Source organism: Sphingomonas faeni, from assembly GCF_040407505.1.
GTDB lineage: Bacteria > Pseudomonadota > Alphaproteobacteria > Sphingomonadales > Sphingomonadaceae > Sphingomonas > Sphingomonas faeni_E.
Genome location: NZ_JAPZPQ010000007.1, coordinates 40,770 through 54,101, shown reverse-complemented (window position 1 = coordinate 54,101; position 13,332 = coordinate 40,770). Strand labels below are relative to the sequence as shown.

7 protein-coding genes are annotated in these 13,332 nt (G+C 68.6%); 3 read left to right on the top strand and 4 right to left on the bottom strand.

The window, feature by feature from the left end; genetic code table 11:
* The first annotated feature begins 17 nt into the window (after window positions 1-17).
* From O6X71_RS17720 to O6X71_RS17710, 3 genes are all read left to right on the top strand, one after another.
* A complete protein-coding gene (locus O6X71_RS17720; RefSeq protein WP_353467059.1) occupies window positions 18-1,970 on the top strand; it encodes a sialate O-acetylesterase in 1,953 nt (650 codons plus the stop codon).
* A 76-nt stretch (window positions 1,971-2,046) separates the two neighbouring features.
* Window positions 2,047-4,707, top strand: a complete 2,661-nt coding sequence (locus tag O6X71_RS17715) for a glycoside hydrolase family 3 C-terminal domain-containing protein (RefSeq protein ID WP_353467058.1) — start codon at window positions 2,047-2,049, stop codon at window positions 4,705-4,707.
* Window positions 4,704-6,608 (top strand): NPCBM/NEW2 domain-containing protein, encoded by a 1,905-nt coding sequence (locus tag O6X71_RS17710; protein ID WP_353467057.1) that lies wholly within the window; start codon window positions 4,704-4,706, stop codon window positions 6,606-6,608. Before O6X71_RS17715 ends, O6X71_RS17710 begins: the two co-directional genes overlap by 4 nt.
* Before the next feature lie 163 nt (window positions 6,609-6,771).
* On the opposite strand, the gene O6X71_RS17705 is transcribed toward O6X71_RS17710, so the two are convergent.
* Genes O6X71_RS17705 through O6X71_RS17690 form a run of 4 tightly spaced genes read right to left on the bottom strand, consistent with a single transcriptional unit; the run spans window position 6,772 to window position 13,313 of the window.
* Window positions 6,772-8,337 (bottom strand): glycoside hydrolase family 43 protein, encoded by a 1,566-nt coding sequence (locus O6X71_RS17705; protein WP_353467056.1) that lies wholly within the window; start codon window positions 8,335-8,337, stop codon window positions 6,772-6,774.
* Window positions 8,334-9,356: an alpha/beta hydrolase gene (locus O6X71_RS17700; protein ID WP_435368511.1), complete on the bottom strand. Its 1,023-nt coding sequence runs from the start codon at window positions 9,354-9,356 to the stop codon at window positions 8,334-8,336. Before O6X71_RS17700 ends, O6X71_RS17705 begins: the two co-directional genes overlap by 4 nt.
* Before the next feature lie 56 nt (window positions 9,357-9,412).
* Entirely contained in the window at window positions 9,413-11,767 is a 2,355-nt protein-coding gene (locus O6X71_RS17695; protein ID WP_353467054.1) for a glycoside hydrolase family 95 protein, read from the bottom strand.
* A 7-nt stretch (window positions 11,768-11,774) separates the two neighbouring features.
* The gene (locus O6X71_RS17690; protein ID WP_353467147.1) at window positions 11,775-13,313 is read right to left on the bottom strand and encodes an alpha-N-arabinofuranosidase; all 1,539 of its coding nucleotides are present in this window, start codon (window positions 13,311-13,313) and stop codon (window positions 11,775-11,777) included.
* Window positions 13,314-13,332: the final 19 nt, after the last annotated feature.

The window sequence follows — 13,332 nt, the reverse complement described above, 5'->3', positions numbered from 1 at the left end:
CGTCAGGGGAATACAACATGCGGACCGTCACAGCGTGCCTGGCCATGGGCGCGATCCTAACCATCGGTGCGACCGCCGCGTCGGCGGCTCCGCGCCTCGACGGCGTGATGGGCGATCACGCGGTGATCCAACGCGGGCAGCCCATCGTCCTGACCGGACAGGCCGCAGCGGGCGAGACCGTGATGATCACGCTGGCGGGGCGCAGCGTCACCGCCAAGTCCGCGCGCGACGGTAGCTTTTCGGCGAGCCTGCCCGCGCTCCCCGCCGGCGGTCCGTACGACCTGACGATCGCGGCCCCGAGCGGTGCGGCGGTCCTGCGCGATATTCTGGTCGGCGACGTGTTCCTGTGTTCGGGCCAGAGCAACATGGAACTCCGCGTCGAGCAGGGACAGGGCCTGTTCCCCGACGCGCACCCGGAGGTCGACGACAAGCTGCGCCTGCTGACGATCGCCAAGGTCTCCGCCTCCGCATCGGTCGCGCGGTTTGCCAAACAGCCCCGCTGGGCAGTGTCCGGTCCGACCACGGCACCCAGCTTCTCGGCCGCGTGTTTCTACATGGTCCAGGCGCTGCGCCGGACGTCTGGCGTGCCGATCGGCGCGGTGCATTCGAGCTGGGGTGGGTCGCGGATCAGCGCGTGGATGAGCGATCCTGCGCTGCGCCAGGCCGGGCTCGGCGCCCCCGCCGACCTGCTCGCGCTCTATGCCCGCGATCCCGCCGCCGCCAACCGGCAGGCATCGACGATCTGGGAAAGCTGGTGGCACGACGGCTCGGGCGACGCCGCCGGCCGCGAGCCATGGCAGCCGGATGCCGCGCTCGACTGGCAACCGGTGCCCGCAATGACCAATTTCGAGACCTGGGGCGTGCCCGCACTCGCCGACTATAACGGCATGATCTGGTACCAGCACGAGGTCCAGCTCACCGCCGAGCAGGCACGCGGCCCGGCAACATTGGTGCTCGGCATGGTCGACGACGCGGACCGCACCTGGGTCAACGGCGTGGGCGTCGGTGGCAGCAGCCTCGCGTCGCAATCGCGGGTCTACGCGCTGCCCGCCGGCAGCCTGAAGGCCGGGCGCAACGTGATCACGGTCAACGACGACGACGTCTATGCCTATGGCGGGATGACCGGCCCGGCGGACTCGATGCGGTTGTCGTTCGCCGACGGGACCAGTGTGCCGCTCGGCACCGGCTGGCGCTATGCGATCGCCAAGCGGCTGGCGGGCGCCGCACCGCGCGTACCGTGGGACGACATCAACGGCGCGGGCACGCTCGACAACGCGATGATCGCACCGCTCGGTGCTACGAAGTTCGCCGGGATGGCCTGGTACCAGGGCGAGTCCGACACCGGCATCCCCGGGTACGACCGCCGGATGACCGCGTTGATCGCCGACTGGCGCCGCCGCTTCGGCACACCCGAGACCGGCTTCGGCATCGTCCAACTCGCCAATTACGGCAGCCCGGCGATCGCGCCGAGCGAGAGCGGCTGGGGCGACGTCCGCGATGCGCAGCGACGCGTCGCGGCGGCGGACCCGCATGCAGGCATCGCCATCGCACTCGACCTCGGCGATGCGCTCGACATCCATCCCGGCGAGAAGCACGAGGTCGGGCAAAGGCTCGCGCGTGTGATGCGCGCCGCGGTGTACGGCGAGAACATCGCGCCGTCCGGCCCTGCCGTCGCCGATGCGCGGCGCACCGCGGATGGCGGCGTCGCGGTACGGTTCAGCGGCGTGACGGGCGCGCTGCATGCCCGCAGTGCCGCGCAGGCGATCGGCTTCGAGCTGTGCGGCGCCGCGGTCGGTACCTGCCGCTATGCTCCGGGCAAGGTCGCGGGGTCCGAGGTTATGCTGCCCGGCGATGGCCAACCCGTCACACGCGTCCGCTATGCGTGGGCAGACGCCCCGGCGACCAACCTTGCCGACGACGCTCCGCTGCCCGTCGGCACGTTCGAAGTGCCGGTGTTGCCGGCGCGATAAGCCCCGAACGAGTGCGAAGAACAAGAACGGCCGCCAAAGCGCGCCGCAACGGGAGAGACTGACGATGCGCATGACCATGAAGGCGAAAGCCCTGGCGACGGCCGGGCTCGCGCTCGCAGTCTCCCCCGCAATCGCGCGCGAGCCCGCCGCTGCACCGAGCCAGCGGACCGCGACCGACCCCGCCGAGCAGATGGCGCGGACGATGGTGTCGCGCATGACGCTCGACGAAAAGCTGCCGCAGTTGCTCAACGTCGCGCCCGCGATACCGCAGCTCGGCGTGCCCGCGTACAACTGGTGGACGGAGTCGCTGCACGGCGCGCTGGGGCCGCTCGCGACCACCAATTTCCCCGAGCCGATCGGCCTCGCCGCAAGCTTCGACGCGCCGATCGTCCACGACGTCGCGGGCGCGATCAGCGAGGAGGTGCGCGGGCTGCACACGCTTGGCCGCGAGACCGGCAGGAACGGGCATATCGGCACCGGGCTCGACACGTGGTCGCCCAACATCAACATCTTCCGCGATCCGCGCTGGGGCCGCGGGCAGGAGACCTATGGCGAGGATCCGTATCTGACCGCGACGATGGGCGTCGCGTTCGTAACCGGGATGCAGGGCCCCAACCCTGATCGCCCGCAGGTGATCGCCACGCCCAAGCACTTCGCGGTGCACAGCGGCCCCGAGGGCACGCGCCACCAGGCCAACGTCTACATCTCCGCACACGATCTGGAGGACACCTACCTCCCCGCCTTCCGCGCGGCGCTGGTCGACGGGCACGCAGGCTCGGTGATGTGCGCGTACAACCGCATCGACGGCCAGCCGGCCTGCGCCAGCGACCTGTTGCTCAAGGAGCATTTGCGCGGGGCGTGGGGCTTCAAGGGCTATGTCGTGTCCGATTGCGACGCGGTGAAGGACATCGCCGACAACCATAAATACGCCCCCGACAGCGCCGCCGCGGTGGCCGCCGCGATGCGCGCGGGCGTCGACAACGAATGCAACGGCGAGACGCTGGGCGATACCGCGGGCCTGGAGACCCGGTACCGCGAGGCGCTCGGCCGCGACCTGATCACCGAGGCGGACGTCGACCAGAGCCTCGTCCGCCTGTTCACCGCGCGGTATCGCAACGGCGACCTGCCCGGACTTGCCGGCGCCCCCAAGGCGTTGCCGACCAGCGTCGTCGGTGCCCCCGAGCATCGGCGACTGGCGCTGGCGGCGGCCGAACGGTCGATGGTGCTGCTGAAGAACGACGGCATCCTGCCGCTCAAGCCCGGCGTGAAGCTCGCCGTGATCGGCCCGCTCGGCGACGCGACGCGCGTGCTGCGCGGCAATTATTCGTCGCCGCTGTCGGGCCAGCCGGTATCGGTGCTGGAGGGGCTGAAGACCGCGCTCGGTGCGAGCCAGGTCACACTCGTGCCGTTCGGGGAGTCTGTAACCGACGGCGACCGCGTACCGACGTCCGCGCTGCTCACGCCCGACGGCAAGCCCGGCCTGCTCGCGCGCTACTATAATCCGACCACGCCGATGCCCGCGCAATATGCCCGCGGCACGCGCGAGAAGCTCGTCGCCGCCGCCAAGTATCAGGCGCAGCCGGTGGTCACGCGGATCGAGCCCGACGTCGGCGATCGCAACCTCGATCTCGCGCGCGTCACCGACGTCCATCGCACCGAATGGACCGGCTTCCTGGTGCCCCCCGAAAGCGGCACCTACCGCGTCGGCCTGTCGGGATCGGGCGGTACGCTGACGCTAGACGGCAAGATGATTTCAGACCGACGCAAGGCACGCTGGAACGATCTGCCCGGCATGACGACGCTGAAACTCGAAGGCGGCAGGCGCTATGCGATCCGCGCCGAGGGCAGCGGGATCGACCTGGTGTGGAAGCGCGTGTCGGATGCGCCGTCCGCCGAGCTTCGTCGCGCGGCCGCTGCCGCCGACGTGCTGGTCGCGGTGGTCGGCCTCACCTCCGACCTCGAAGCGGAGGAAACCGGCGTGACGGTGCCGGGCTTCTCGGGCGGCGACAAGACCACGCTAGACCTCCCCGCGGACCAGATCGCGATGCTCGAACAGGCCAAGGCCACCGGCAAGCCGATCGTGCTCGTCACGATGAACGGCAGCCCGATCAACCTCGCCTGGGCGAAGGACAACGCCGCCGCCGTGCTGGAGGCGTGGTATCCGGGCGAGACCGGGGGCACCGCTGCGGCCAACATCCTGACCGGGCGCACCAACCCGTCGGGCCGCCTGCCGCTCACCTTCTATCGCAGCGTCGGCGACCTGCCGCCGTTCGGCGATTACGCGATGAAGGGCCGCACCTATCGCTATTTCGCGGGCACGCCGGTCTATCCGTTCGGCCACGGGCTCAGCTACACCAAGTTCGGCTATGCGCCGCTGACCGTCACGCCCGCCCGCGGCGGCGCCGAGAACGGCCTGCGCGTCACCACGCGACTGACCAACCAAGGCGATCGACCCGGCGAAGAGGTCGCGCAACTCTATCTCGACTTTCCCGATCGGCCCGGCACCCCACGGATCGCACTGCGCGGGTTCCAGCGCGTCGCCCTCAAACCCGGCGAAGCGCGCAGCGTGACCTTCGACCTGTCGCCACGCGATCTGAGCTCGGTCGCACTGGACGGAGGGCGCTCGGTCGCCGCCGGCACCTACCGCGTGACGGTCGGCGCCGGACAGCCCGGCACGGGCGTCGCAGGGCAAACGGCGAGCTTCACCGCGCGTCAGTCGGCGGAGCTGCCTAAGTGAACCGCGTCCGGACACTCGCGACGCTCGGCACCGCGCTGGCCGCACTCTGCACGCCGATCGCGGCACTGGCGGATCCGCTGACCCCGACCGGCAAATGGAGCGCCAACACCGATGGCTCGGCCCCGGTGCCGCCGATGGGCTGGAGTTCGTGGAATGCCTTCAACAGCGACGTCGACGAGGAGAAGGTCCTCGCCTCGGCGCAGGCGCTGATCGATACCAAATTGCGCGACATCGGCTATCGCTACGTCAATATCGACGATGGCTGGTGGCTGAAGCGTCGCCAGCCCGACGGCCGGCTGCTGATCCGCACCAGCCATTTCCCGTCCGCCGCGACCGGTGCAGACACCAGCTTCCGCCCGTTCACCGACCGGCTCCACGCGATGGGCCTCAAGGTCGGCATCTACTCGGATATCGGTCGCAACACCTGCGGCCAAATCTATACCCCCGATTTCAAGAACCAGCCCGAGGGCAGCGTCGCCGAGCGCGAGGTCGGGCTGTACGGCCATGTCGACCAGGACATCGCGCTGTTCTTCGCCGACTGGAACTTCGATTTCCTGAAAGTCGACGGCTGCGGCGCGCGTGGCCTGCCGGTGGACGCACCGCGCGTAAAGTCCGGCCTGTACCGCGCCCTCACGCCGCTCGTCGACATGCAGTCGCTCGGCGGATCGGACATCCCCGGCATCCGCCGCCTCTACGAACAGGTTCGCGCGGCTCTGCACACGCACGCCGGCGACCGCGCGTACGTCTATTCGCTATGCCTGTGGGGCGCGGGCGACGTGCGCGCCTGGGGCAAGGACGTCGGCAACACCTCGCGCACCAGCGACGACATCCAGCCGGTCTGGCCGCGGATGCTCACCAACCTCGACACCGTCACGCACCGCGCGCTCTATGCGCATCCGGGATCGTGGAACGACCCCGACATGCTGTTCGTCGGCACCGGCGATTTCGACGCGGCGCACGGCGCGGAGGCGCGCTCGCACTTCGCGTTATGGGCGATGCTCAACGCGCCGCTGATTATCGGCTACGATCTCCGGAAACTGACGTCGGACCTGCTCGCGATCTTCGGCAACGCGGACATCGTCGCGCTGAACCAGGATGCGGCGGGCAACCAGGCGGTGCTGGCCTATGACTCGTCGGAGGTGCAGACCTTCGTGAAAACGCTCGCGGACGGCAGTAAGGGCGTCGCACTGCTCAACCGTACGGCCTCGCCTGCCAAGGCGGTGCTGACCGCCGAACAGCTCAAGATGCTGCCGACCGCCGACGTGCGCCTGAAGGACCTCTGGACCAAGAAGGAGCAGAGCTTCCGCAAGGAGATCGCGGTGACGCTAGTGCCGCACGAGACGCTGATCTTCCGCGCGACCGGCACTCGGCGGTTGCCGGGCGGGCTATACCTTTCGGAGCAGACCGGCCGCGTCAATCCGGCAACCGACGGCGTGGTCGTGCCGCAGCCGGATCCGACGATCTACCAGTCGATCACGCCTTGGACGGGCACGCGCGGCGGCGGCGAGCATCCGCAATATGGCGGCTGGGGCGGCGCCGAAGCCGACCGCGCGCCCTACGGCAAGCTGTTGCGGGTGGCCGGCACCGACTTCGACACGGGCGTCGGCGTGCTCGCAAACTCCCGCCTCGAAGTCCGCAACCAGGGTTACGCGCGGTTCGCCGCCAAGGTCGGCATCAACGATTCCGGCCAGCCGCGGTCGGGTACGACGGTGTTCGAGGTATGGGGCGATGGTCGCCTCCTCGCCAAGTCCCGGCCGATGGGGTTCGGCGAGGCTGTGGTACCGCTGGAGGCGAAGGTGGTGGGTGTACGGATCGTCGAACTGGTGGCGCGCGGGAGCGGTGCGGCGAATGCTGGGACGCCTCAACCTGCGATCTGGGCGGATGCTGCGTTACTGAAATAGGCGAACGGTTTCGGGTTCGGGTCTCAAGCCCGAACCACGCCCGACCCGTCATCCTGACGAAAGTCAGGATCCAGATCCACGAGTTCGCGTCCGTTACTCTGGATCCTGACTTTCGTCAGGATGACGGAGGGTTGGGCGTGGTCGCTACGTTAGTCACTTAATCCTAACGCACCCGCTCCGGCGCCCCCGGCGGCAACGCCGACAGCGTGAACCGGTCGACATCCAGCCACCCGCGGCTCGCCGTCGGCGCATAGCAGAACAGCGCAATCTGCTCGCCCTGGAACGTCCCCGTCCGCCACGCAAACGCGAGCGGAAAGTCGCCGCCCAGCCCGGTCCACCGCCGCCCGTCCACACTATACGCCAGGCGCGCACGATCGGTCGTAAAGTCCATGTCGGTCCGCAACCACAGCGCCTCGGTCCGCGGCAACAGCGCGGTGGCGCGAACCTCCGTCCGCGCACCGGCGACCGTGTCCTCGGTCACCTCCATCGCCAGCGTCGCCTTGCCGCCCGCCGCGCCCTGCACCGTCAGATTCCCGCTGAACTGCCCGAACGTCCCGAACCCGCAGCGATCGCCCGGTGCCAGATGGCGGATGTCGAGCTTTACCTCGGCCCGGCTCGCCGGCCCCTGCCCCTTCTGCACCAGCGTATTGCGCGCGCTCCAGAACCCAGTCGCGACCGTTGGCTTCAGCCGCAACCACCCCGGCCGCTCGGACAAAGACCAGCGCGAAGGCTCGGGATTGTGGTTCCACTGCCACTGCAACCCAAGCGTCGGCTTCCCGAAATCGTCCGACGTCGCGGGCTCCGCGAACGGCGCTCCCAGGATCGGCTTGGCCGCACGCCGCGGCGCGCGACCGGGTGCTTCGCGCGTGCCCCATACCGGCCAGTCGTCCTGCCAGAACACCGGGCTGAGGTTCGTCATCCGCCCGATCGCGCCGCTATCCTCCATCACGAAGCCGAACCAGCGGCCATCGGGCAGGTCGACCAGCGCGCCCTGGTGCCCGCCGGTCTTGTCGTCGATCTGGTCACGCGTTTCCCATGGCCCGAACAGGCTGCGCGACCGCGACACGGTCAGGCCCAGCCGCGGCGGCAGCGCGTTGAAGAGGTAGTAATACGCACCGCGCCGGATGATCTTCGACCCCTCCGCGCCCTTGATATAATGGACTTTTTGCGACGCGGTGACGTGCGCCAGATCGTTGTCGAGCGTCAGCAGCGTGATCGTGCCGTCCGCGGTACTCGCGGTCGCCAGGTACGCGCGCCCGTCCGGCTCGATGAACAGCCCCGGATCGAACGCCTCGCGCTCCAGTTCGTGATAGCGCCACGGCCCGCGCACGTCCTTGGCGTACCAGATCCGCGTCTTCTGCCCGACCGGCGTGTTGGCGAGATAATAGGTGCCGGCGTGATAGCGCAAGGACGAGGCATAGAGCCCGTGCCGGTACGCGTTGCCGCCCTTCAGGTCGTATTCGGGCTTGCCCTCCAGCCGATCGACGAGGTGCGAGGCAAGCGTCCAGTTGACCAGATCGCGGCTGTGCAGGATCGTGATGCCGGGCGTGTTCGCGAACGTCGTCGTCGCGAAATAATAATCACTGCCGACGCGGATGATGTCGGGATCGGGATAATCCGCGAACAGCACCGGATTGCGGAAGCTCCCGTCGCCCTGGTCCGATCGCCACACCTGCGCCGACGCAGCCGTCGCCAGCAGCCCCAGCGCGACCGCCACCGCGACCCTCATTTGCCGAACGCCAGCGCGTGCGAGAAGAACGGCATCATCCTGTCCTGCACGCGGCCGGCGACGCCGCTGGTATGATCGCCCGGATACACCTCGAAGCTGTTCGCGATCCCGTAGCTGTCGAGCGCGGCGTGCAGCTTGCCGGCATCGTCCTTCAGCCCGTCGCGGTCGCCGACGTCGATCCCGATCGCCGCATAGCGCCGCAGATTGCCGACATATTGGTCGAGCATCGCCAGCGGCGCATTGGCGGCCCAGCGCGCCCGCACGTCGGGTTGCGGCACGCCGTCCTTGACCGGCAGATCGAGGTACAGCGGCGGCGCCTTGGGGTTGGGCGACCATGCCGCGGCGGTCGCGAGTTGCGCGCGCTGTCCCCATGACAAGGTCGCGCTGTCCGCGGGCGAACGCAGCGCGCGGATCGCGGTCTCGGTCGCCGCATCGGGCGTGCCGAGTGCGCGCGTCGACAGGCAGCACGGGCTCATCATGTAGAGCGCACCGAATGTTTCCGGATGCTTCATGCCGATCCGCGCGGTGCCGTAGCCGCCCATCGAATGTCCCGCGAGCCCGCGGCTGCGACGGTCCGCGATCGTCCGGTAATGGCCGTCGACATAACCGACCAGATCGCGCGCGACGAACGTCTCGAAATCGCCGACCGTCACCGAACTCGAATAGAAGGAGCCGTTGTGCGCGGTCTTGCTGTCGGGAATCACGACGATCATCTCGCGCGCGCCCTTCGCGAACGCACCCTCGATCGTCTGCGGCACGTGGATCTCGCCGATCCACTGCTCCGCGCCGATCGAATAACCGTGGAGGGCGTAGACCACCGGATAACGCCGCGTCGGGTTGGCGCGGTAGCTTGGCGGCAGGACCACCAGCACCGCGCGATCAGGGCTCTCGCCTTCGAGATTGCCCTCGATCGCGGGCGAGTGGACGGTGATCCGCTCGATCGTGACCGGCTTCGCACCGGCAACCGGCGGCGGTCCGGGCGTTTTGACCTGCGCCGAAGCAGGGCCAGCCAACAGCATCAACGCAGTGCCGAGTGCGACGAGAAGCTTGTTCACGGACATCCCCTTTTGCTTGTTCACGCGCGCGTGAGAGCGTTGCCGCGAAGCCTCACCGCCTTCCCCGGGGTCAGCACGATCTCGGCCCGCCGCGTGCCGAGCCGGATCACACGCCGTCCCGGCATCTCGCCGCGGACCACCGCCTCGACCAGTTCGCCGCCCTGCCAGCGCAGGTCGACCGAACACCGTCCGCGCGCGCGCAACCCTGTGACGGACCCGGTCGGCCAAGCGCTCGGCAGCGCGGGCAAAACTAAAATCTCGTCGCCCCGGCTCTGCATCAGCATCTCCGCGATCGCGCGCGTACCGCCGAAATTGCCGTCGATCTGGAAAGGCGGATGCGCGTCGAACAGATTGGGATAGGTCCGCTCGGGACCGAGCAGGAACGCGAGGATCCGGTGCGCGTGATCGCCGTCGCGCAGCCGCGCCCACAGGTTCGCACGCCACGCGGTCGCCCAGCCGGTCGACTCGTCACCACGCAGTTCGAGCGACCGCCGTGCCGCCTGCGCCAGCGCGGGCGTTCGGTCGAGATCGATCTGGTCGCTCGGGAACAGGCCATACAGGTGTGAGACATGGCGGTGATGCGGCTCGGGCGCCGCCGCGTCCCAGTCGCGCTGCCATTCCTGAAGCTGGCCCTGTGCGCCGATATGATCGGGTGCGAGCCGCGCGCGCGCCGCCGCCACCTCCGTCGCAAACGGTGCATCGATCTTGAGCAATGCCGCCGCCTGCCCGACCTGGTCGAACAGATCGCGCAGGATCTGCATGTCCATCGCCGGCCCCGCGCAGATCGACGCGCCCGCCGGATGGATGTTCTCGGGCGACAACGACGGATTGGTCACCAGCGCGCCGGTCGCCGGATCGGTCTGCAGCGTATCGAGGAAGAACAACGCCGCCCCGCGCATCAGCGGATAGACCGAGCGCAGATAGGCAAGGTCGCGCCCGTAATCGTAGCGATCCCACAAATGCGTGCACAGCCACGCGCCACCGGCCGGCCACAGCCCCCATTGCGCCCCGTCGATCGGCGCCGTCGCGCGCCACAGATCGGTGTTGTGATGACACACCCACCCGCGCGCACCGTACATCGTCCGCGCCGTGCGCTCACCCGTGATCGCCAGTTCGCGGACCATCTGCACCAGCGGTGCGGTGCACTCGGCCAGCGCGGTCACTTCCGCCGGCCAATAGTTCATCTCGGTATTGATATTGACGGTGTATTTGGATTCCCACGGCGGCTTGATCGCGTCGTTCCAGATACCCTGGAGGTTCGCCGGCTGCGTCCCCGGTCGCGACGACGCGATCAGCAGGTAGCGGCCATACTCGAAATACAGCGTCGCCAGTGCCGGATCGTCGCCGGCGCGATTGGCACGGACGCGCTCGTCGGTCGGCTTGTCCGCCGCCGCCGTGCGTCCGAGATCGAGCGTCACGCGACGGAACAGCGCACGGTGCGCGGCGCTCGTCTCCGCGCGGATCCGCTCGATACCGCGCCGGCTGGCACGATCGAGCGTGGCAAGCGTCGCCGCTTCCGGGTTGCCGCTCACATCGTCGAACCGGCGATAGCTGGTCGCCATCGCCACCAGCACCGTGACCGCACGCGCTCCCGTGATGCGAACCCGGCCGCCATCGTGCGAGACGAAACCGCCCACCGTCGAAACGCGCGCCCGCGCCGCGAACCGCAACCGCCCCGCAATCCCCGCACGTTCGCCATTATCCCCGGCCAGCGTCACCGTCGCACCGTCGACCGAGACGCTGGCGCCAAGCTGCGGCGACTGGAGGCCCACCAGCAGGTCGAACGGCCGATCCCCAACAAGGTGCACCGCGATCACTTGGTCCCCGGGCGACGCGAACACGTCGCGCCGAAACCGCGTGCCGCCCATCGTGAAGCTCGTAGTCGCCACCGCCGCATCGAGATCGAGCTGCCGGACATAGTCGCCGGCCGCCCCCGCCACGCCGGGCATCTCCAGCATCAGGTCGCCGACCGGCTGGTACGCCATCTGGGTCTTGGGCAATCCCATGACCTGTGCATTGGCAAGCGCCTGCGCCTCGGCGAACTTGCCCGCATCGATCAACCGCCGCACCTCGGGCAGCGCCGCGTGCGCAGCCGGGTTGACCGGATCGTACGGCCCACCGGTCCACAGCGTATCCTCGTTCAGCTGCAACCGCTCGCTCGTCGTTCCGCCGAACACCATCGCGCCGAGCCGGCCATTGCCAACCGGCAACGCCTCGGTCCAGGCGACCGCCGGCTGCCGATACCAGAGCCGCGAGCCATTGGCGGGTGCCGCCGCCCACGCCTGACTCGGTCCGGCACCGGGTCCGGCAAGCGCAGCGACGGCGACCGCCGCTGCGCCTTCCAGCATGTCACGACGCGTGGGTTCGACGGTCATCGCCCGATCAGCGGAGATCGAGGACCAGCACCGACTTCGCCGGTACGGTGAGCGTCAGATTGCCGCCCGTCACCTGCGCGCCCGCGAACGGCTGCGGCACGACCGTATCCGGCGCGTCGAAGCTGTTATGCGCGTCCATCGCGGTGCCGGTGATGATCCGCCCGCTTGCCTGCGTCGCCTGCAATCCGGCGAGCGATACCGACACCGGCATCGCGCGGTTCGGATCGAGGTTGACCAGCGCAACATGGACCTGCCCCGCCGCATCGCGCACCGCAGACGCGCTGACTGCCGGCACCGCCACTTCGTCCTTGTGGTACCAGGGCGAGGTCACCTGGATCGGCAATGATGTCGCGCCCTGCCACGGCTTGTAGAGGTCGAACACCCAATAGGTCGGCGTCTTGACCATCTTCGCGCCGTCGGTAAGCAGCATCGCCTGCAACACGTTCACCATCTGCGCGATCGCCGCCATCCGGACCCGGTCGGCATGATGCGCGAAGATGTTGAGGTTGAGCCCGGCAACCACCGCATCGCGCAACGAATTCTGCTGCTCGAGGAAACCGGGATTGCTGCCCGGCGTCGGATCGTACCACGTGCCCCATTCGTCGACCGCGAGCATCACGCGCTTGGCCGGATCATACTTGTCCATGATCGCCGAATGCTTGGTGATGAATTCCTCCATCTCCAGCGTGTGCGACATGGTGGACGCCCATTCGCGCTCGGGAAAGCCGATAGCCGCGCCCTTGTCCTTCCAGTCCTTGTCGCGCGGCCGCGTGTAGTAATGCAGCCCCAGCCCATCGATGTTCTTGCCGGCGATCCGCATCATCGCCTCGGTCCACTCATAGTTCGAGTCGCTCGGGCCGCTCGCGATCTTGAGCATCGGGCCGTTCGCGGACTTGGCGAACTGGGCATAGCGGTTGGTCAGGTCGGCGGCATATTCGGCGCGCATGTTGCCGCCACAGCCCCACAGCTCGTTGCCGATGCCGAGATACTGAATCTTCCACGGCGCTGCGTGCCCGTTGCGCTGCCTTTCATTGGCGAGTGTCGTGCTGCCCTGCGGCGCGGTCATGTACTCGATCCACTGCGCGGTCTCGGCGGGTGGCGCGCTACCGACGTTAGCCGAGACGTAGGTGCTTGCGCCCAGCCGCTCCATCAGCCCGAAATATTCGTGCGTACCGAACGCGTTGTCCTCGTTGACGCCACCCCAGTTCGTGTTGATCCTGGTCGGCCGGCTCTTGGTCGCGCCGATCCCGTCGCGCCAATGATATTCGTCTGCAAAGCACCCGCCGGGCCAGCGCACCATCGGCACGTTGATCGCCTTCAGCGCGTCCAGCACGTCGCGACGATAGCCGCCGTCATTGGGAATGCGCGAGCCCTTGCCGACCCAGATCCCACCATAGATGCCGTGGCCGAGATGCTCGGCGAACTGCCCGAACACGTCGCGGTGGACGACCGCGCCTGGCTTGTCTGCCTGCAACGTAGCCGTCACGGTCGGTGCCGCGGCATCCTGCGCAACCGACGGCGTCGCGATACCTGCGCCCGTGAGCATCAGCGGCGCGAACGTCAGC